The 20928-nt window shown below is 63.4% G+C and carries 16 protein-coding genes; 6 read left to right on the forward strand and 10 right to left on the reverse strand.

The genetic code is table 11. The features are described from left to right. The first annotated feature begins 122 nt into the window (after positions 1 to 122). The 3 genes from BRAS3843_RS02600 (at position 123) to BRAS3843_RS02610 (ending at position 3068) form a co-directional block, all read left to right on the forward strand. On the forward strand, positions 123 to 1064 hold the full coding sequence (locus tag BRAS3843_RS02600) for an ABC transporter permease (RefSeq protein ID WP_008967147.1): 942 nt from the start codon (positions 123 to 125) through the stop codon (positions 1062 to 1064). Between the two features lies 1 nt (position 1065). Next, positions 1066 to 1956, forward strand: a complete 891-nt coding sequence (locus tag BRAS3843_RS02605; RefSeq protein ID WP_008967148.1) for an ABC transporter permease — start codon at positions 1066 to 1068, stop codon at positions 1954 to 1956. A gap of 143 nt (positions 1957 to 2099) precedes the next feature. Beyond that, complete coding sequence (locus BRAS3843_RS02610; protein WP_008967149.1) at positions 2100 to 3068, forward strand: hypothetical protein; 969 nt, start codon at positions 2100 to 2102, stop codon at positions 3066 to 3068. Positions 3069 to 3782: 714 nt separating this feature from the next. Here the strand turns inward: BRAS3843_RS02610 and BRAS3843_RS02615 are convergent. The 3 genes from BRAS3843_RS02615 to BRAS3843_RS02625 form a co-directional block, all read right to left on the reverse strand. After that, positions 3783 to 6881, reverse strand: coding sequence for a MexW/MexI family multidrug efflux RND transporter permease subunit (locus BRAS3843_RS02615; RefSeq protein WP_008967150.1), 3099 nt, complete (start codon positions 6879 to 6881; stop codon positions 3783 to 3785). Between the two features lie 78 nt (positions 6882 to 6959). Beyond that, positions 6960 to 8150 carry an efflux RND transporter periplasmic adaptor subunit gene (locus BRAS3843_RS02620; RefSeq protein ID WP_008967151.1) on the reverse strand — a complete coding sequence of 397 codons (1191 nt, stop codon included), beginning with the start codon at positions 8148 to 8150 and terminating at the stop codon, positions 6960 to 6962. Position 8151: 1 nt separating this feature from the next. Further along, positions 8152 to 8835, reverse strand: a complete 684-nt coding sequence (locus tag BRAS3843_RS02625; RefSeq protein WP_008967152.1) for a TetR/AcrR family transcriptional regulator — start codon at positions 8833 to 8835, stop codon at positions 8152 to 8154. Positions 8836 to 9092: 257 nt separating this feature from the next. Between BRAS3843_RS02625 and BRAS3843_RS02630 the strand changes: the two genes are divergently transcribed. After that, the gene (locus BRAS3843_RS02630) at positions 9093 to 10328 is read left to right on the forward strand and encodes a cytochrome P450 (RefSeq protein ID WP_008967153.1); all 1236 of its coding nucleotides are present in this window, start codon (positions 9093 to 9095) and stop codon (positions 10326 to 10328) included. Between the two features lie 192 nt (positions 10329 to 10520). Here BRAS3843_RS02630 and BRAS3843_RS02635 read toward each other — a convergent pair whose 3' ends face one another. Together BRAS3843_RS02635 and BRAS3843_RS02640 are read right to left on the reverse strand one after the other, a co-directional pair. Then, positions 10521 to 11366: a VOC family protein gene (locus tag BRAS3843_RS02635; protein ID WP_008967154.1), complete on the reverse strand. Its 846-nt coding sequence runs from the start codon at positions 11364 to 11366 to the stop codon at positions 10521 to 10523. Further along, entirely contained in the window at positions 11363 to 12622 is a 1260-nt protein-coding gene (locus BRAS3843_RS02640) for a Glu/Leu/Phe/Val dehydrogenase (protein WP_008967155.1), read from the reverse strand. The genes BRAS3843_RS02635 and BRAS3843_RS02640 overlap by 4 nt, the downstream gene beginning before the upstream one ends. Positions 12623 to 12989: 367 nt before the next feature. On the opposite strand from BRAS3843_RS02640, the gene BRAS3843_RS02645 reads away from it, so the two are divergent. Continuing rightward, positions 12990 to 13883 (forward strand): sugar kinase, encoded by an 894-nt coding sequence (locus tag BRAS3843_RS02645; protein ID WP_008967156.1) that lies wholly within the window; start codon positions 12990 to 12992, stop codon positions 13881 to 13883. A 38-nt stretch (positions 13884 to 13921) separates the two neighbouring features. Here BRAS3843_RS02645 and BRAS3843_RS02650 read toward each other — a convergent pair whose 3' ends face one another. Beyond that, positions 13922 to 15157, reverse strand: a complete 1236-nt coding sequence (locus tag BRAS3843_RS02650) for an FAD-dependent oxidoreductase (protein WP_008967157.1) — start codon at positions 15155 to 15157, stop codon at positions 13922 to 13924. A 130-nt stretch (positions 15158 to 15287) separates the two neighbouring features. Here BRAS3843_RS02650 and BRAS3843_RS02655 point away from each other — a divergent pair, with 130 nt between their 5' ends. After that, a complete protein-coding gene (locus BRAS3843_RS02655) occupies positions 15288 to 16079 on the forward strand; it encodes an enoyl-CoA hydratase-related protein (RefSeq protein ID WP_008967158.1) in 792 nt (263 codons plus the stop codon). A 22-nt stretch (positions 16080 to 16101) separates the two neighbouring features. Here the strand turns inward: BRAS3843_RS02655 and BRAS3843_RS02660 are convergent, their stop codons facing one another. The 4 genes from BRAS3843_RS02660 to BRAS3843_RS02675 all read right to left on the reverse strand — a co-directional run bounded on the left by BRAS3843_RS02660 (position 16102) and on the right by BRAS3843_RS02675 (position 20896). Next, positions 16102 to 17442, reverse strand: a complete 1341-nt coding sequence (locus BRAS3843_RS02660) for a TRAP transporter large permease (RefSeq protein ID WP_035980631.1) — start codon at positions 17440 to 17442, stop codon at positions 16102 to 16104. Then, positions 17439 to 18023: a TRAP transporter small permease gene (locus tag BRAS3843_RS02665; RefSeq protein ID WP_008967160.1), complete on the reverse strand. Its 585-nt coding sequence runs from the start codon at positions 18021 to 18023 to the stop codon at positions 17439 to 17441. Before BRAS3843_RS02665 ends, BRAS3843_RS02660 begins: the two co-directional genes overlap by 4 nt. A gap of 74 nt (positions 18024 to 18097) precedes the next feature. Further along, positions 18098 to 19078 carry a TRAP transporter substrate-binding protein gene (locus BRAS3843_RS02670; RefSeq protein WP_085966902.1) on the reverse strand — a complete coding sequence of 327 codons (981 nt, stop codon included), beginning with the start codon at positions 19076 to 19078 and terminating at the stop codon, positions 18098 to 18100. 111 nt (positions 19079 to 19189) lie between these two features. Next, positions 19190 to 20896, reverse strand: a complete 1707-nt coding sequence (locus BRAS3843_RS02675) for an IlvD/Edd family dehydratase (protein ID WP_008967162.1) — start codon at positions 20894 to 20896, stop codon at positions 19190 to 19192. Between the last annotated feature and the right edge of the window lie 32 nt (positions 20897 to 20928).

Genomic DNA, 20928 nt, shown 5'->3' on the forward strand with positions numbered 1-20928 from the left:
TACCCCACCCACAGCTTCCTGCTTGGTTACCCCCCTCCCTGTCCCTCCCCCACAAGGGGGGAGGGAACGATGGGGCTGCCACCGTCTTCGACATCCTCCATTCCTCAAATCAGCTCCTTCCCATGCTGACCTTTCTCGCCCGTCGCCTCATGCAGATCGTGCCGACGCTGGTCTTCGTCTCGATCCTGATCTTCTCGCTGCAGCAATTGCTGCCTGGCGATCCCGCGCTGGTGATGGCCGGCGAAGAGCGCGATCCCGCCGTGATCGAGCAGATCCGGAAACAGTACCGGCTCGATCAGCCGATCCCGGTGCAATATGCCTATTGGGTGAAGGGTGTGCTCACCGGCGATCTCGGCGAATCGCTACGGGTGAAAGTGCCTGTGCGCGACCTGATCGTACAGAAGCTGCCCGTCACCTTGCAGCTCGCCTCGATGGCGATCGTCATCGCCTTCCTGATCGGGATTCCCGCCGGCATCATCTCCGCCGTCAAGCAAGGCACGGCCTGGGACTATGGCGCCAACCTGTTTGCGCTGTGGGGCATCTCGACCCCGAACTTCTGGCTCGGCATCATGCTGATCTTCCTGTTCTCGATCAGGCTCGGCTGGCTGCCCGCTTCCGGCTATGTGCCGCTGACCGAGGATTGGCGCGCAAGCCTCGCCTCCACCATCATGCCGGCCTTCGTGCTGGGCAACGCTATCGCCGCGATCCTGATGCGCCATACCAGGAGCGCGATGCTGCAGGTGCTGGAAAGCGATTATGTCCGCACCGCGCGCGCGAAGGGTCTGTCCGAAAGCAGCGTGATCCTCAATCATGCCTTGCGCAATGCATTGACGCCGGTGATTACGCTGGGTGCGCTCGAACTCGGCACGCTTTTGTCGGGCGCGGTGCTGACCGAGCAGATCTTCTCGATTCCGGGCTTCGGCAAGCTGATCGTCGATGCCGTGTTCAATCGCGACTACGCGGTGGTGCAAGGCGTGGTCCTGGTGACGGCGACCGTCTACATCACGCTCAATCTGGTCGCCGACATCGCCTACGTCCTCGTCAATCCGCGGCTGAGGAGCTGAGATGGCGGACGTTGCACTTACCTCGCGCGCGACGGGCGATCAGAGCGCCCTGGAGACCCCGGCCCGCCGTGCCTTGCGGCGCCTGCTCAAGCGCAAGGGCGCGGTGGTCGGCCTCACCATCATCGGGCTCTTCATCGTGCTTGCCGCCTTCGCCCCCCTGATCGCGCCCTACGATCCCATCCAGACCAGCTGGGCGCTGGTCCGCAAGGCGCCATCGGCCGCGCACTGGTTCGGCACCGACGATCTCGGCCGCGACGTGCTGGCGCGGGTCATCTATGGTACGCGTGCCTCGCTTACGGCCGGTGCAGTCTCGGTCAGCATCGCACTCATGATCGGCGTCCCGCTTGGAATGCTTTCCGGCTACGTCGGCGGCGCACTGGACGAGCTGATCAGCCGGTTGACGGATGCCATGCTGGCCTGCCCGTTCCTGATCCTGGCGATCGCGCTCGCCGCCTTCTTAGGCCCGAGCCTGGCCAATGCGATGATCGCAATCGGCATTTCGACGACGCCGATCTTCGTTCGCTTGACCCGCGGCCAGGTGATGAGCGTGAAGGTCGAGGAGTATATCGAAGCGGCGCGCAGCGTCGGCGATTCGGACCTGCGGATTGCGGTCGGACATATCCTGCCCAACATCATGCCGCCCCTGCTCGTGCAAGCAACGCTGTCAATGGCAGCCGCGATCATCGCCGAGGCCGCACTCTCCTTCCTCGCCCTCGGCCAGCAGCCGCCCTACCCGTCCTGGGGCAGCATGCTCAACGCCGCGCAGCGCTTCCTCACCAACGCGCCCTGGATGGCGATCTGGCCCGGGCTCGCGATCTTTCTGGTCGTGTTCTCGCTCAACCTGGTCGGCGACGGCCTGCGCGACGCGCTCGATCCGCAGCAGGATAGATAGCGGGGCGTTCGGCAACCCGTGCGTCTTGCGGGGCCGCGATTTATACCCGTAGCTCGAAATCCAGGGGCAACAACGCGAGGTTCTATTTACGATCGCACCGCTATCCTTCGGCGCAATGCAAGCCGTGAGGATTTCGGTTTCCGATGCATCCGCTTCGCCTCCTTCTGCCAGCCCTCACCGCTCTGGTCCTGGTCTCGGCGGCCAAGGCCGACACTATCCCGACCGCCGCAGATCCTTGCAAGATCGCTTCGACGGACTCGGTAGGCTCCGCCGGATGGTCCGCGCATCTCAGCCGGCGCGCGGCAATCTTCATGATCCAGCATCTGCGCGAGTTCTGCCGGCTTGCCTCCGATGACGATCCGAGGGGCACGCCGGATGCGCTCCAAACTACGCGTCGGGCGCTGCTTGGCACCCTCCATGCCCAGGTTCTCGCCCCGCTCTATCGCGCTCATCCGGACCTTGCGGCAGCACAAGCGACCGGACCACGGCAGACCGCGTTCACCGCGACGCGTCGCGACATCTCTCGCAGGACTGCCACTCGCCTGGTCGATGAACTTCAGCAGCTCCAAAAGCAGTTCGGCGATCTCGCACCCGCCGAACATCACGACGAAACGGAGGCGCAGGCGATCGCGAGAGCGGAGCGCCTTTCCAGTACAACAGCCGAATTGTCGTTTGCCGAGTTAATCGCATTCACCGCCTATCCGGACCTGTTTAAGCGAGCGTTTCGCAACGTCCCTGTGCAACCCCGCACCGCCGAGAGAGATGCCTCGTTCCGCCAGATGGCGCCTCCGCGCGGGACGGTCAGGTTGAGCGATGCGGCATACCGTCGGATCAAATCGTTCATGCGCCAGCTTCGACGGGACTGGCCGGACGTTGACGACGTCGCCACCATTAGTTGGTCAAAAGACTTGAAGCGAAAAGGCCCCGACGATTCCGGTTGGATCGACGAGGGAGCAGGCTGGACCTTGGGTGCCTGGCACCGATCAGAAGTCCCGCCGGACGTCATCGACAAGGTTCGCGGTCTCGACATCGTCTTCAACGCCGACGACCCGTCCACGCTTAAGGGGAAGACCTTCGATATCGAAGGCAATCAATTAGTCCTGCGGAACTAACAGCGACAACAGGCGCCGTGCCCGACGGGCAATCTGCACATCGCCGTCATGCGAAAACTGCCCGTCGTGCCAGTCTGTCGCAGGCCCACCACCTTGCCTCGTCGGGCAAATCAGACGCACATTTTCGCCCGTCCCGCCTCGATGAGAGGGGCGTATCGCGATCGTCACGGACGTGGAGCGCGGGATGCGGTGGACGCGGCAGTGCGCAGCGGAGCTTTGGCTTCGCGGACGAACGGGCTGTCGTGGACGGCGAAGTCGTGTGGTCCTGGCGCCCCGGTGCTGGCGCTAAGGCCGCGATGTTCATGACGAGCATTGCGGGCGACGGGGGCAATCAAGCCGGTCCCCGGGGAGATCACGTATAAGCCCGTAAACCATCGCGCAGGGAAGGCCGGATGTTCGGCTGTCACCTGTGGTTCTGCCGCGTGCTTTCTGTTGCACGCGGACCATGGGTGCGGTCGGCACCCGGCCTTCCCTGCGCCCTCTCGGTATTCGAGGGCGATGAAATCAGCACAACTCGGGCGCCGTGCGTCGCGGGAGCGGGCGATGTTGTCTTTGAGGATGAGGCATTGGCGTCGCTATACTCCGGGCGTCATTCCCCGCGAAGGCGGGGAATCCAGTACGCCGCGGCCTTTCAGTGGAGCACTGCCGTCTCTGGAATACCGGATCGCCCGGTCGAGCCGGGCGATGACAGCGGAGTGTGGAATGCGACCTAACTCAGCTCGCCTTCAGCGCATGCGACGGTTCGGCGTCGAACTCCTTGATCTCCTGGGCGCGCTTCGACTTCGCCGCCGCCTGGTGGTCGGTGGCGATGACGGTGTAGACCATCGGCAGCACGAACAGCGTGAACAGCGTGCCGATCGACATGCCGGCGACGACGACGAGGCCGATCGAGAAGCGGCTCGCCGCGCCGGCGCCGGATGCGGTCAACAGCGGGATCAGGCCGGTGACCATGGCCGCCGTCGTCATCAGGATCGGCCGCAGCCGGATGCGGGCGGACATTTCGATCGCGGAGCGGCGGTCGAGCCCTTCGTTGAGCTGCAACTCGTTGGCGAACTCCACCATGAGAATGCCGTGCTTGGTGATCAGCCCCACCAGGGTCAGCAGACCGACCTGCGAGTAGATGTTCATGGTGGCGGCGCCGAAGAACAGCGGGATCAAGGCGCCGACGATCGCCATCGGCACCGAGATCATGATTACGAACGGATCGCGCAGGCTCTCGAACTGTGCCGCCAGCACCAGGAAGATGATGATCAGGGCGAAGCCGAAGGTGACCGCGAGCTGGTTGCCTTCCTGCACATATTGGCGGGAGTCGGCGAGATAGTCGTGGCTGAAGCCGGCCGGCAGCTTCTTGGCCTCGCCTTCGAGGAAGTCGACCGCCTGCCCGACCGTCACTCCAGGCATCGGCACCGCCGAGAAGGTCGCGGAATTGAGCTGGTTGTAGTGGGTCAGCGCGTTCGGGTCCGTGCCGGTCTCGATCTTGATCACGGTGGACAGCGGCACCTGCTGCCCGCTGCCGGTCGCGACATAGTAATTGCCAAGCGATTCCGGCGACAACCGCTTCTCACGTGGCACCTGCGGAATCACCTGGTAGGAGCGTCCTTCCAGGTTGAAGCGGTTGATGTAGTTGCCCCCGAGCAGCACGGCGAGCGTGTTGCCGAGCGACTGCATGGTGATGCCGAGATCGCTCGCCTTGGTGCGATCGATCCAGACCCTGACCACTGGCTGGTTGAACTCAAGATCGCTGTCGCTGACGATGAAGAGCCCGCTCTTGCGCGCGGCATCCTTCAGCTTCGTCATCTGCTCGTAGACCTGCTGGAAGCCGTTGGTCGAGTTGATCACCATCTGGATCGGCAGGCCGCCCGGACCGCCGGGCAGCGCCGGCAGGTTGAAGGCGAAGGCATTGACGCCCTCGATCTTGGACAATTCTGCCTGCACCAAGGGCTTCAGCGCCATCGCCGAGCGCTTACGCTCGTCCCATGGCTTGAGCAGCATGCCGGCGATGCCGCCCTGCGGACCGTTGATTCCGTTCAGCACGAAGGTGAGATCGGTTTCCGGAAACTTCTGGAACGCCTTGTTCAGCTTGTCGCCGTAGAAATTGATGTAATCGATGTTGGCGTATTTCGGCGCCTTGGTGATCGAGAACACGATGCCCTGGTCTTCCTCGGGTGCCAGCTCCTTGGAGACGTGCATGTAGAGGAAGCCGACGAGGCCGAGGATGGTGACAGCAAACAGCGCCGTGACCGGGCGATAATCGAGCGAACGGTCGAGCTTGCGGCCGTACCAGCGGGTCATCGCGCCGAACACGCGGTTGACCAGCCGGGAGAAGCGACCTTCGTCGGCGCTCTTCAGCAGCACCGAGCACATCATCGGCGACAGCGTCAGCGCGATGACGCCGGACACGATCACCGAGCCGGCCAGGGTGAAGGCGAACTCGCGAAACAGCGACCCGGTGACGCCACCGAGAAGGCCGATCGGCGCATACACCGCGGCCAGCGTGATGGTCATCGAGATGACCGGGCCGACGATCTCGCGCGCACCCTGCAAGGCAGCTTGGACCGGTGGCTTTCCCTCCTCCAGATGGCGGTGGATGTTCTCGACCACAACGATGGCGTCGTCGACCACGAGGCCGATGGCGAGCACCATCGCCAGCAGCGTCAGCAGATTGATGCTGAAGCCCATCGCCAGCATCAGGCTGCAGACGCCGACCAGCGACAGCGGAATGGTCACGACCGGGATGATGACCGACCGCAGCGAGGCCAGGAACAGGAAGATCACGACGATAACGATGAGGACGGCTTCGCCGAGCGTGTGCTCCACCTCATCGATCGACGATTGGATGAACTTGGTGGAGTCGTAGGCCACCTTCATCTTCATCGACGGCGGCAGGTTGCGCTCGATCTCCGGGAACAGCGCGCGAACGCCCTTGACGATGTTGAGCGGATTGCCCTGCGGGGTGGCCTGCACGCCGATGAAGATTGCGCGCTCGCCACTGAAGGCGACGCTGGCATCGGTGCTTTGCGCCGCCAGTTCGACGGTCGCGATGTCCTCCATGCGGACGAAACCGCCGTCCTTGGACTTCACGATCATCCGTTTGAACTGGCTTACGTTCTGCAGATCGGTGTTGGTCGTGACGTTGGAGACGATGAAGTAGCCCTTGGCCTGGCCGGCCGCGGCTTGGAAGTTGTTGGCCGCGATCGCAGCCGCCACGTCGCTCGGCGATACGCCCCGGCCCGCCATCTTGACCGGATCGAGCCAAAGCCGCATCGCGAAGGTCTGCCCGCCGAGGATATCCGCGGAGGCGACGCCATCGACGGTGGAGAGCACCGGCTGCACCACGCGCGTCAGATAGTCCGAGATCGCCGAGCCCGACAACTCCTCGCTGGAGAAGCCGATATACATCACCGCCGTGGTCTGGCCGGTGGTCTTGGTGACGATCGGGTCGTTGGATTCCTTCGGGATCAGATATTTGACCGAATTGACCTTGGCCAGCACCTCGGTGAGCGCCTGGTTCGGATCGAAATTCAGTTTGACGTAGACCTGGATCGTAGAGGTGCCGAGCACGGAAGACGAGGTGATGTAGTCGACGCCTTCGGCCGAGGCCACCGCCTGCTCGATCGGCGTGGTGATGAAGCCCTGGATCAAGTCGGCGGACGCGCCGGGATACACGGTCGTCACATTGACGACGGTGTTCGACAGCTTCGGATATTGCCGGATCGGCAGCACCGTGGCCGCACGCAGGCCGATCAGGAGGATCAGCAGACTGACAACGACCGACAGCACCGGGCGCTTAACGAAGATATCGGTGAATCTCATCGCGGCAATCTCTTCAGCAGAAGACGTTCCAACGACCGCGCGCATCATCGCGCGCGGTCAGCAGCAGTCAGGCCAGGCTCAGTAGCGCGGCGGCTTGGCCGGAATCGGGGGAGCCGGATCGGTCGAGATCGCGACCGCAGCGCCCGATTGCATCTTCACCTGGCCAAGCGCCACCACGCGATCCCCATCCTTGAGACCCTTGAGGATGACGGCGCGGCCGTCGATGCGATCGCCGGTCTGCACATAGGTGCGGTCGGCGGTCAGCGTGGTCTTGCCGTCGTCGCCCTTCTTCTCATTGATGACGAAGACGGAGTCGCCATACAGCGTGTAGTCGACCGCAGTCTCCGGCACCGTGACGACCGGCGGCTTGTCCGGCAGCACCACTGTGGTGGTCGCGAACATGCCGGGCTTGAGGATATGGTCCGGATTCGGGATCGTGGCCTGCACCCGGATGTTGCGGGTGTCGGCCGAGATCTGCGGCTCGATCGTGGTGATCTTGCCTTCGAACGTGCGGCCCGGATAGGCATCCACGTTGATACGAACCGCCTGCCCGACCTGCAGGTTGCCGCTGTCCTTCTCCGTCACCGTGAAGTTGGCCCACAGTTCCGACAGGTCAGTCAGCGAGACGATCTGGGTCCCGGCGCTCAGATATTGGCCGACCTCGACCTTGCGGACGCCGAGTTCGCCGTCGAACGGTGCGCGGACCAGCTTCTGTGCGATCAGCGCCTCCGTCTTGGCGATCATCGCATTCGCCTGGTCGAAGGTCGCCTGCGCCTGGTCAACCGTCGCCTGGGGTCCGAACTGACGCGAGGCCAGCTGCTTGGCACGGTCCAGCGAGAGCTGAGCGACAGTTGCCTGCGCCTTGTAATTGGCGAGATCGCCCTGGTCCGGGGCGTCATACAGCTGCAACAGAGGGGTCCCCTGTTTCACGGAGGAGCCAGGCGTGAACATGATGTCGGTGATGCGGCCGCTGACGTCGGAGGTGACGTTGACCTGATGCACGGCGGCGAGATCGCCGACCGCGCTCAACAGGTTCGGCACGGTCTCGGACTTGGCGACCGCGGCGGTGATGCTGATCGGCGGCGGCTTCATGTTGGCGAAGAACTGCGCGATCATCTTGTCGCGGAACATGTTGAACCAGACCAGTCCGCCGACCAGCAACGCCAGCAGACCGCCGACGATGAGGAACCACAGCACGGGTCGGGTCCGCTTGCGCGCCTTGTCGTCGATCGGCTTGCCGGACAATTTGGGTTCGGTCGCGATGTTCATGTCATGCACTTTCTGCCGTGACCGGTGGAACCAGAGATTGCGCCAACTCGCGGTCGAGATAGGACGCAATCGCGGCATCGGTAAGCCCGATACCACGAAGGATGAACTCAGAAAGCTGCCGCGCGAGCCTCGCGCCGCTTCCATACACGAGACATGGTGTCGCGGGCAGCCGGGTCAGCGCCGCGGTCAGCGCGGTGTGATGCGCGAACCAGAACAGGTCGAGCGGGGCGTCACTGCGCTTCGCATCGCCGGCACGAACCGCCTGCTCCAACGACGAGACGAACATCCCGCCGATCAGATCAGCGAACCTGGCATAGAGCAGGCGCGCGAACTCGCCGTCGTCGAGATGGCTTGTGACCATCAGTCGCATCCGCTGCTCTTCCTCATCATTCGGCCCGTCGGAGATCCCAAGGAAGTGGCGAACCATTCCGACCATCAACTTAACGAGCGTCGCGGTCGACGGCTCCTGTCCGAGCAGAAACGCCAGATCCGGGTCGGCCTGGCATTCCTCGCCCAGGATTTCCGCGTAGAGCGCGGCCTTGGACGGAAAATGCTTGAACAACAGCGCCTCGGAAATCGCCGCTGCCGCCGCCACGCTCTTGGTCGTGGTGCCTGCATAGCCATAGCGCGCGAAGCAGCGCTTGGCCGCGCCAAGGATCAACTGCCGCCGCAGATCGCTAGTCATTCGCAAATTCGACATCGCTCGTGAGTAAATACTCACTTTACCATTGTCAAGAAATATACCGCAATGCGGGAGCAACGTCCGGCTAAGTCATTGTAATTGCGTGGTGCTCAGGAGAACACCAAGTCGCGAGGCCGGGTGTTCTGCGTTGCAATCGAAACATTCCAGCCGTTTTTCTTTCCCCCCATCTCGTGCAAAATGCACGCGAGCGGCTCGACCGCATCTGACAAAAAATCGACCGCCGGAAGGATTGCCCCAGCATGAATGCCGCCGCTGCACGCGAGCTCGCGGCCGATTTCGATCTGCAAAATCTGACGCCGGAGTTCTACGCCGACCCCTACCCGACCTACCGGGCTTTGCGGGATCACGCGCCGGTGAAACGGCTGCGCAATGGCTCGTACTTCTTGACGCGCTATGACGACCTCGTCACTGCCTACAAGACCACAAAGGCGTTCTCCTCCGACAAGAAGCGTGAGTTCGCGCCGAAATACGGCGCCTCCCTGCTCTACGAGCATCACACCACGAGCCTCGTTTTTAACGATCCGCCGGCGCATACGCGGGTCCGTCGGCTGATCATGGGCGCGCTGTCGCCGCGCGCCATCGCCGAAATGGAGCCCGCGCTGATCGCCCTGGTCGACCGGCTGCTCGATGCAATCGAAGCAAAGGGGCGGTTCGAGCTGATCGGCGATTTCGCCTCGGCCATTCCCGTGGAGGTGATCGGCAATCTGCTCGATGTCCCGCATGCAGAGCGGGCGCCATTGCGTGACTGGTCGCTCGCCATCCTTGGTGCGCTCGAGCCGGTGCTGTCGCCGGAGCAGTTTTCACGCGGCAATGAGGCCGTGAAGGAGTTCCTGATCTATCTCGAAGACCTCGTCGCGCGGCGGCGCGCCCGGCCCGGCGATCCGGACCGCGATGTGCTGACCCGGCTGATCCAAGGAGAGACAAAAGGCGAAGCCAATGGCGAGCGCTTGAGCGAGAAGGAATTGCTGCACAATTGCATTTTCCTGCTCAATGCCGGTCACGAGACCACAACCAACCTGATCGGCAACGGGCTGGTGGCCCTGTTGCAGCACCCGTCCGAGAAGCGGCGGCTGATCGAGGCGCCCGATCTGATCCGCACTGCCGTCGAGGAGATCCTGCGCTACGAGAGCTCGAACCAGCTCGGCAATCGTGTCACCACCGAGCGTGTGGAGCTCGGCGGCATCACGCTGGAGCCCGGCACCTTTATCACGCTGTGCATCGGCGCCGCCAACCGCGATCCCGCCCAATTCGAAGACCCCGAACGGTTCGACATCACGCGTGCTGCGAACCGCCACCTCGCCTTCGGCACCGGCGCGCATCAATGCGCCGGGATGGCGCTGGCGCGCCTCGAAGGCGCAATCGCGATCTCGCGGTTCCTGGCGCGGTTCCCCGACTACCGGCTCGCCGGCGAGCCGGTCCGCGGCGGCCGCGTGCGGTTTCGCGGATTCCTGAGCGTGCCCTGCGCGGTGGAATAGAGCATGGCCGTGCATCAAACTGCATAAACTAAGGCCGTCATGCCCCACGCAGGCGGGCATCCAGTCCGGCGAGCCATCTCGATCAGTTACGGGCGCCTCTGGAACACCGGGTCACCCGCCGGAGCCCGTCATCGGGCTCGCCAAAGGCGAGACCCGGTGGCGGGGAACGACAGCGTTCGGGAACCTCTCACTTCAGGCGGTCCGCGCCGTCCGCTCCAAGATCAACGTATGAATCCCACAGGTGCCGCTGTAGAGGCTCATGACCCGGGTGCCTGGTTTGCGGCCGATCCGCGGCTCGGAGACCTGCACGCCGGCCGCCAGCAGCCGCGCGTGCGCGGCTTCGATGTCGGCGACGCGCCAGCTCAGGCCCCACAATCGGTCATGCGCCGCATCGCCGCCGGCCACCGGCCGCTTGACCACTTCGACGTTCAGGTCGCCGCAGCGAAAGAACATCAACTGCCCCCATTCCTGATGGGTGCGATCGAGCGCCATGTCGAGGCCGAGCCGGGCGCCATAAAGCGCAGCGGAGCGCTCGGGATCCTCGGTTGAGATCACGACATGATCGAGCCCGAGGACCGCCGAATCCGCCGTGGCGGCCGATACGGGCCGCTCAGCCCCGAGCTCGAGGAAGAACATGCGGACACCGCGGGTCAGATCGGTCGCAGCCCGCGTGCGCTTCCAATGCATCGTGGCGCCGGAAAGGGCGTCCGTGCTGTCCACCTCGACGATCGGGTCCGGCTTCAACGCGAGCCGGTCGAGCCGGCGATGCATCTTGGCGATATCATTGGTGCGGAAACAGATGCTGGCGAGGCCCTCGCCCCAGATCTTGATGACGTTGCGGATGCGATCGGCGGCGACGCTGTCTCCCGACGGCGCCATCAGCTCGAGGGTCATATTGTCGAGCGTGAACAGCACGCGCTCGGCGCCATCGTCGGCGTTTTTCCACGAGGGTTTTCGCGCGAGCAAGGTCTCGTAGGCAGCGGTGGCGGCCTGGATGTCCTCGATGAGGACGACGAGGTGATCGAGCCCCGTGATCACGGAAACAGCCCTCGCGTGTTCTTGGCGGCGCGGACCTTTTCCACGCCGATCGCCATCGCCGCGGTCCGGTGCGCGATATTGTCGGCGCGGACGCGGGAGAGCATGTGCTCGAAAGCCCGATCGAGGATCTGATATTCCCGCCGCATCACCTCCTCTTCTTCCCAGAACAGCTGCTGCAGATCCTGCACCCATTCGAAGTAGCTGACCACCACGCCACCGGAGTTGCAGAGGATGTCCGGGATCAGGAAGATCTCCTTGCGCCGCTGCTCGAGCACGATGTCGGCATCGGGCGTGGTCGGACCGTTGGCAGCTTCCGCCAGCACGCGGCATTTCAGTTTTTCGGCCACCGGCCCGTCGATCACACGCTCGATCGCAGCGGGAACCAGAACATCACAAGCGAGCGTCAGGATCTCCGCCGGGTCGAATGCGAGCTCGGTCGAGAAGCCCGCAATGCTGCCGTGCTTGATCGCATGATCCATCAGCGCAGGGATATCGAGCCCGCGGTGATCATGCAGCGCCCCGGTATGGTCGCTGACCGCGATCACCTTCAGCCCCATCAGATGCAGGCCGAGCGCCGCGTAGGAGCCGACGTTGCCGAATCCCTGCACCACAGCGGTCGCCTTGGTCGGGTCGATCGACAGCACGTCCATCACGCGCCGGGACAGATGGGCCACGCCGCGTCCGGTCGCCTCGCGGCGGCCCAGGGTGCCACCGGAAAATACGGGTTTTCCGGTCACGATCTCGGTCACCGTCTGGCCCTGGTACATCGAGTAAGTGTCCATGAACCAGGCCATGACCTGCTCGTTGGTGCCCATATCCGGCGCCATGACGTCGGTATGCGGACCGACGAAGGGGATCATTTCCTGCATGTAGCGGCGCGACAGCGACTCCAGCTCACGCTTCGACAGCTGGCTGAGATCGACCGTCACCCCGCCCTTGGCACCTCCGTAAGGCAGCCCGACAAGGGCGCATTTCCAGCTCATCCAGATCGCCAGCGCCGCGACCTCGCCGATATCGACTGACGGCGCGAAGCGCGTGCCGCCTTTGGTCGGCCCCATCGTCAGGAGGTGCTGGACGCGATAGCCCTCGTACACCGCGATGCTGCCGTCGTCGCGGTGAATCGGACAGGAGACGGTGATGGCGCGTTTGGGCAACAGCAGGCGGTCACGTTCGTCGCTTGGGATGCCAAGATGATCGGCGATCACATTGAATTGCTTCGCCGCCATGTCGAACACCGGACCCGCATAGACCGTCATCGATCGCTCCTGGTTTCGAATCTGTGCCCCTTCCAGGATAGCGCGCGCGCAGGCGCTCCGGCAGGGGGCCCGCGGTTGTACTGGTCATTCTCGGTCGCGTGGTAACGAATCTGCCAACAATTTCAGCGTTGATCCGCCTCGACCGATTGCTAATCTGGCTCGCCGGGGTCTGGTGCGGAGAATTTGAAGTTCCTATCGGTAATGCCCCCAACTTGCATCTGAGGAGCTTCCAATTCAAAACCGCACTGAAATCATGGATTTGCTCGTGCTCCTGTGCTTCCAAAGCCGGCGCAGAGACCAACCCGCCATGCGCGCGGATTCGGGAGCGGAGCACGGATTCCCCCCTTAGCGGACGACGGAAGAGCTTATGCAGGCGCTTTTTATTGGACAGACCTACATCGACGTCACCTTCATCACCGACCATCTGCCGACCGGGGACGAGAAACACGTCGCATCGGATTATGCAGTCTCGTTCGGCGGCAATGCGGTGACCGCGGCATTCTGCTGCGCCAAGCTCGGGATCGTACCGGACCTGATCGCCACGCTGGCCAATGACTGGCTGGGCCGCATGTTCCAGGACATGTGCGCGAAGTACGGAATCTCGATGCACCCGCGAAAGGTCAATTCCTCGTCGCTGTCCTTCATCATGCCGAAGGACGGCAAGCGTGCGATCGTTCGCTGCCGTGACGACGCCCATATCCACCCTTTTCCGCTGCTTAATCTCGGCAACTGCCGTGCCCTGCATGTCGACGGCCACCAGCCGGACGCTGCCATTCACTATGCCAAGCTGTGCCGCGAAGCCGGCATCCTGACGTCGCTCGATGGCGGCGGTCTGCGCACCAACACCCATGAGTTGCTGGAATTCATCGATGTCGCAATCGTCGCCGAGCGGTTGTGCGAGCAGATGGATCTCACGCCCGAGAAGATGCTGGATTATCTCAAGAGCCGCGGCTGCCGGATCGGGGGGGTCACCATGGGCGAAAAGGGCTTGTTCTGGTACGATGAGACCGGTGCCGTGCGCACCCTGCCCGCCCTGCCGATTTCGCGCGAGCGTGTGATCGACACCAACGGCGCCGGCGACGTCTTCCACGGCGCCTACGTCTATTCGTACCTCGCCAATCCCGAGAAGTGCTGGGAGGAGCATTTCGAGTTCGCACGCGCGGCTTCGACCTTCAAGATCCAGCGCCTCGGCAACGAGGCAGGCCTGCCCACACTCGCCGACATCGATGCGGTGAAGCAGGAATTCGAAGTCCGGGTCTGATCCAATCGCAGCGAACTCTGCCTGAGCCGCGTCGTCGTTTAGTTCAGCGCGCTCTTCAGATCGAAGTTTAGATCGGCCGCCTTGCCGGGGTCGATCGTGCCTTCGGCCGCGAGCAGCCTCCGGCCGAACATGTGATCGCCGGCGCGGTTGACGGATTCGATGCCGACCAGCCTGCCCTCCTTGTAACAGAAGGCGGAGAACGCCTTCTGCGCGGGATCACCGCGCAGCACCACCTGATCATAGCCGGTGGTGAGACCTGCGATCTGCAGCTTGTCATTACCCTGGTCGCTCCAGAACCAGGGCTGACCATCGTAAGGCTTGGCGTCTCCCGTAAGCCGCGCGGCGACGCAACGGGCATGATCGGTCGCGTTCTGCACGGACTCCAGCCGCAGCGTGCCGCCGAAGCGCGGGCTGGCAAACAGCGCACAGTCGCCGATCGCCGAAATATGCGGGTCCGAGGTCAGCAGATATTCATCGACGACGATGCCCGAGGCGACCGCCAATCCCGCCTCAGACGCGATCTCGACGTTGGGCAGCACGCCGACGCCGACAACGACGAGATCGGTCGGGATATGCCGCCCGTCGCTCAGGCTCACGCCCGTAACCTTGGCGCCATCTGCCTCGATGCTGGTAGCCTGGACCCCGAGATGAATCCGCACGCCGGCGTCCGCGTGCTGCTTCTGGAAGTAGTCGGAGATCTCGGCCGTGACCGCGCGCGCCATGACCCGCGCGCCGAGCTCGAGCACGTCGACCTCGAGCCCCTTGATGCGGGCGGTCGCTGCGAATTCGAGCCCGATGAAGCCGGCGCCAATCACCACCACCCGCTTGGCACCGGCAAGCAGCGTCCGCAGCGACTCGCTGTCATCCAGGATTCGCAAGTAGCGCACATCGGGCAAATTGGCGTTGGGGATGTCGAGCAGGCGATTGCGCGCACCGGTCGCGAACACCAGGTGGCCGTAGTCGAGCGTTGCACCGGAGGCGAGCAGCACATTGCGGGCGTCGCGATGGACCGCGACCGCGCGATCATAGACGAGATCGATGTTCTGATCAGAATAGAACTTCTGCGGCCGGAACATCAATGTCTCCGGCCCCCCGGTCCCTTTGAGATAGGCCTTGGAGAGCGGCGGCCGCTGATAGGGCAGATGCGCCTCGTCGTTGATCAGATGGATCGGGTCGGCGAAGCCCGCCTGCCGCAGCGACGTCGCAAGCTGAAAGCCTGCATGTCCTGCACCCACGATCACCACCGGACCTTTTACCGCCGCTCCCTGCCCCATCGCACCTACTCGCTATACTCGCGTTTGCCCGCCCCGTCCGAGCCGGTTTGTCGCAAACTTCCTCGGGATTGTCACCGCCCCGGTCTGCGATTTAAATGCGGCCAACAACAGACACCCTTGGGAGGGACCGATGCCGGACGCCATGCCCGCCGACGAACCCGCGCTGCTTTCGATTGACGGTCCGACCGCCACCATCACGCTCAACCGGCCCGCCGCGTTCAACGCCATCAACCTGCCCATCGCACAGACATTGGAACGCCTGGCGCTGCGGGTCGAGGCCGACAAGGAGGTCCGCGTGCTGGTCCTGCGGGGCGAAGGCCGGGCCTTCTGCGCCGGCGGTGATCTGCAGACCATCGGCGCCGCGGCGGAGGCGGATACCATCACGCCGGTGGTCGGCGAGCTCCTGCAGCACTATCACGCCTTTATCGCGGCTCTCAGGCGCATGCCGAAGCTCGTGCTCGCCAGCGTGCACGGCTCGGCCGCCGGCGCGGGCATGTCGCTCGCCTTTGCCGCTGACCTCTGCATCGCCGCCGAAGAGGCGCGCTTCACCCCGGCTTATGCCAAGCTCGGCGTCTCGCCGGATGGCGGTGGTACGATCGGTGTGGTCGCCAGTGTCGGCGTCAGGCGCGCGTTGCAGATCTTTTTGGCCGAGGACAGTTTCACCGCAGCTCAAGCCTATGAATGGGGCCTCGTCACCAAGATCGTGCCGGCCTCGGATCTGGCAGCAGCCACCCGGGCGCTCGCTGAGCGACTGGCGCAGAATATGCCCGCGGGGATCGGGGCGACCAAGGCGCTGATCCATCGTGCGCCGACCAGCGCGGTCGAGGATCAGCTCGCAGCCGAACGCGATGCGATCATCGCATGCATGCACACCGACGAGTTCCTGACCGCGACGCGGAGGTTCACCCGGAAGGACAAATAGACGGCCCCAGCCGGTGCGTCACTCAATTCGGACAGATGTAACCGGTACCGGCCGGCGATTTGAAGCAGCCGACCGATTCTGGAATCACATGCTTGGGCAGCCACAGCACAATGCTTGGGAAATAGATTGTGAAGGTGATCGTGATCAGGAACACGACATAGATCGGCAACGCCGCGCGCAACGCTTTTGCGAAACTGACGTTTACGAATTTGGACGCCATCAGCAGCACGAGCCCATAGGGCGGCGTGATCAGGCCGAAGGCGAGCGTCGCGATCAGCACCACGCCCATGTGCACCCCGTTGATGTCGCCAGCCTGCGTCAGCGCGTTGACCAGCGGCATGAAGATGATGATGGTCGGCACTGGCTCGATGAAATCGCCGATGATGGTGAACAGCAGCACCATCAACAGCATGATCAAATGCGGATCGTTGCCGGCAATCGCTGTGATCCAGTCGGTGATGAAGATGGCGCCGCGCAGATAGGCGAGCATCCAGCCGAACGCATTTGCGGCGCCGATGGTGATCAGCGGCAGCGAGAAGATCAGCCCTGCCAGGCAGAAATCGTAAGGGATCTTCTTCAGGTGACCACGGTTGAGCGCGGGGATGACGACCAGGATGATCCAGGCCACGGCGACCACACCGGCCTCAGTCGGCGTGAACCAACCGGTCAAGATGCCGCCGAGCAGGATCACAGGAATCATCAGCGGCAGGGCCGCATCTGCACCTGCGAAGATCACTTGGCGGAGCGGCGCGCGCGGCTTGCGCAAGCCGGAAGGACCGAAGAAGTAGCAGTAGATCATCAGTCCGAAGCCGATCATGAAGCCCGGCACGACGCCCGCCATGAACAGACCGGCGATCGAGACATTGCCGACCGCGCCGTAGACGACCGCCGTGATGCTCGGCGGTACCAGGGCGGCAATGGTGGAGGCGGCCGCAATGATGGCCGCGATGAACGCGGGCTCATAGCCCTCCCGCCGCATCGGTCCACCGAGCGCGCGGCTCATGACTGCGACATCGGCCGTGGTCGATCCCGACATTTCCGAGAAGAACATGCTGAAGACGACGACCACCTGCGACAACCCGCCCCTGATATGTCCGACCAGCGACACCGACAGGTTGGCGATCCGGACCACGACATTGGCCGAACTCATGAGTTCGCCGACCAAGAGAAAGAACGGGATCGCGAGCAGCGCCTCGGAATCGACGCCATCGAAGATCTTCTGCACGATCGCCGCGAGCGAGACGTCGGCGAGGTGGGCGCCGACGAACACGCCTGCCAGCAGCGAGAACGGCACCGGAACGCCGAGATAGCCAAACGACAAGAAGCAGACGGACATAAGCGCGAGGATAACCGGAGGGCTCACGTCCGATCGCTCCGACCTGCGCCCGTCTGCAGCGGCAAAATCACACCTTCCGATTCCAACAGCTCCGGACGGTCAAAGCCGTTGGCAATGCCGTTGACTAGCTGCTCGATGGCAAATAGCGCGATCAGCACACCGGAAAGCGGTATGACGACATAGAGCGACGCGATCGGTGTACCGGAGGGCAACCGAAAACTGCCGAAGCCGCGGAGGAAATTGAGGTAGCCGTACCAGATCAGGCACAGCGCGACGCCCAGCACGACGAGACGCAATACTATTTCGACGACAAGACGCGGCGCGCCATGCATCGATTCGGCAATCGCGGTCAGATACAGATGATCGTTGCGGCGCGTCGCAACCGCAGCGCCAATGAATATCGCATAGACGAACAGGGTGGACGTAACCTCCTGCAGCCACAGCCAGGGATGGCCTATGGTGCGCGTAACGATGTCGGCAGTGACAGACATCGAGAAGCCGAAGCAAAGAGCGCCGCAGAGCATCATCAGCACCAGCTCGAGCGCGTCCAGCTTAGGCCACTTCAGATGACGCTGCCGTTGCAGCACGAGCTTGTCGGCGATGGACATCCGCTTCCCCGTCGTTCCCCGATCAATTCTCTCGGCCCGGCAATGGCCGGCAAGCCTGTTGTTGGCGCGGCAGCTTAGTTGATGGCGCGGATCAGGTTCTTGATCTTTTCGGCGTGTGGGCCGAGCTCCTTCGCAAGCTTGTCGAGATAGGGATCGGCGATTGTGGTGAAGCTCCTCTTGTCGACATCCTCGACGATCTTGACGCCGAGCGATTTCAGCTTGGCGGCCGCCGTCCTTTCCAGTTCGAAGGCCTTCGCCGGCTCTTTCGCACTGATTTCGGCTGCCGCCGCCAGCACCCATTGCCGCTGCTCGGCCGACAGGCTCTGCCAGAGCTTGTCACTGATGAAAACCAGCGCATTGTTGGCCTCATGCTCCGTGATGGACAGCACCGGAGCCACCTCGTAGTGCTTGTTGACGAGATAGACATTGATGCTGTTTTCCGCCGCGTCGACCACGCCGGTCTGCAGCGAGGTGTACACGCTGCCGAACGGCATGTGCACCGTCTGCGCACCATAGGCCGGGAACATGGTGTCTTCGGTCGCGGTGGCCTGGACGCGGATCTTCATGCCCTTGATGTCGTCGACCTTGTGAATCTCCTTCTTGCTGTAGATGTGGCGCACACCCTGCGACCCGGTCCCGATGACGTGGAGGCCCTGCGTGGTCTCGTCGATCATGGTCTTGATCGCCTCGAAAACCTGGGGGTCGGCCAGCCCCTTGATCACGTGAGCTTCGTTGCGGAACAGGAAGTGCAGCGACATGACGCCGGCTTGCGGCGAGATCGTCGCCGTGTTGGCCGAGGAGACGATCGCGAAATCGACGTCACCGGCCTTGACCAGTTGCAGGATCTGCGGCTCCTGCCCGAGCTGCGCGCCGGGATACTGGTCGATGATGATGCTGCCCTTGCTCAGTTCCTTGAGCTTGTCGGCAAACAAGTCACCGGCAATGGAGTAGCCGGTATTCCGAGGCTGATCATAGGCGAAGCGATAATGCTTGACGTCCTGCGCACTCGCAGTTGCTGCAGAAGCGATCGCCGCAGCGAACACCCATGCACCAATGAGCCGACCTCTCACGATGCCCTCCCCCGTTATGATTTTCGGGGATCATCCCACTGGCTGTGTCGGATTGTCAATTGAACATGCCCCCAGCCGTTGTTCGGCGCGATCAGCTCAGCCCTTTCCCTTGCGGCGCATGAAATCGAAATCGCAGCCGTCATCGGCCTGCAGAATGGTCTCGTGGAACAGGTGGGCGTAGCCGCGCTCGGCCCATTTCGGCGTCACCGCCTGTTGCAACGCGACACGGCGTTTCGCCATCTCCGTGTCGTCGACCAGCAGATCGATGCTGCGCTTTTCGACATCGAGCCTGATCATGTCGCCGGTCTGCACCAACGCCAGCGGCCCGCCGACAGCAGATTCCGGGGTGATGTGCAGGACGATGGTGCCGAACGCCGTTCCGCTCATACGCGCGTCGGAAATCCGCACCATGTCCTTGGTGCCACCGCGTGCGAGCTTCTTGGGGATCGGCAGATAGCCGGCCTCCGGCATGCCCGGCGCGCCCTTCGGCCCGGCATTGCGCAGCACCAGAATGTCGTCAGCGGAGACGTCGAGATCGGGATCGTCGATCCGCCGGGTCATGTCTTCGACGGAGTCAAACACCACAGCGCGACCGGTGTGCTGCAGCAGCTTGGGGCTGGCCGCCGAATGCTTGATGACCGCGCCACGCGGGGCGAGATTGCCGCGCAGCACGGCCAAGCCGCCCTCGCGCTTGATCGGATCGGCCCGCGCGCGGATCACGTCCTGCCCGGGCACCTCCTCCGCGTTGGCGACGATGTTGCGCAGGGTCTCGCCGGTGACGGTCCTGGCGTCGAGATCGATGAGATCACCGAGCTGCTTGAGCAGTTTCGGCACGCCGCCGGCGTGATGGAAATGCTCCATATAGTGCTCGCCAGACGGCTTGAGATCGACCAGCACCGGCACCTCGCGGCCCAGCCTATCGAAGGCGTCGAGATCGATTGCGTGCGGCGTGCGGCCGGCGATCGCGGTGAGATGAATGAGCCCGTTGGTCGAGCCGCCGATCGCCTGCAGCACCACTTGCGCATTCCTGAATGCCGCTGGCGTCAGCAGCTCGCTCGGGCGCGGTCCTTTCGCCTGGGCCATTTCGGCCGCAACACGCCCGCTCGCCTCGGCCGAGCGGAAGCGCTCCGCGTGCGGCGCCGGAATGGTCGCGCTCATCGGCAGCGACAGGCCGAGCGCCTCGGTGACGCAGGCCATGGTCGAGGCCGTGCCCATCACCATGCAGGTGCCGACCGACGGTGCGAGCCGTCCGTTCACCGCCTCGATCTCGACGTCGTCGATCTCGCCGGCGCGATATTTCGCCCACAGCCGGCGGCAATCGGTGCAGGCGCCCAGCAACTCGCCCTTGTGATGGCCGACCACCATCGGCCCGACCGGAATGACCACCGTCGGCAGATCCGCCGACACTGCCGCCATGATCTGGGCCGGCAGGGTCTTGTCGCAGCCGCCGATCACGATCACCGCATCCATCGGCTGCGCCCGGATCATCTCCTCGGTTTCCATCGCCATCAGGTTGCGCAGATACATCGAGGTCGGATGCGCAAAGCTTTCCGCGATCGAGATCGTCGGGAACACGAAAGGCATCGCGCCCGACAGCATCACGCCGCGCTTCACCGCCTCCAGGATCTGCGGCACGTTGCCGTGGCAGGGATTGTAGTCGCTATAGGTGTTGGTGATGCCGACGATGGGGCGATCCAGCGCATCATTTGAATAGCCCATCGCCTTGATGAAAGCCTTGCGCAGGAACAGCGAAAATCCGGCGTCGCCGTAAGCGGTCAGTCCCTTGCGCAATCCGTCGGTCATGGTCTTCGTCTTTCACTGTTGTCGTCATTCCG

This window comes from Bradyrhizobium sp. STM 3843 (assembly GCF_000239815.1).
Classification (GTDB): domain Bacteria; phylum Pseudomonadota; class Alphaproteobacteria; order Rhizobiales; family Xanthobacteraceae; genus Bradyrhizobium.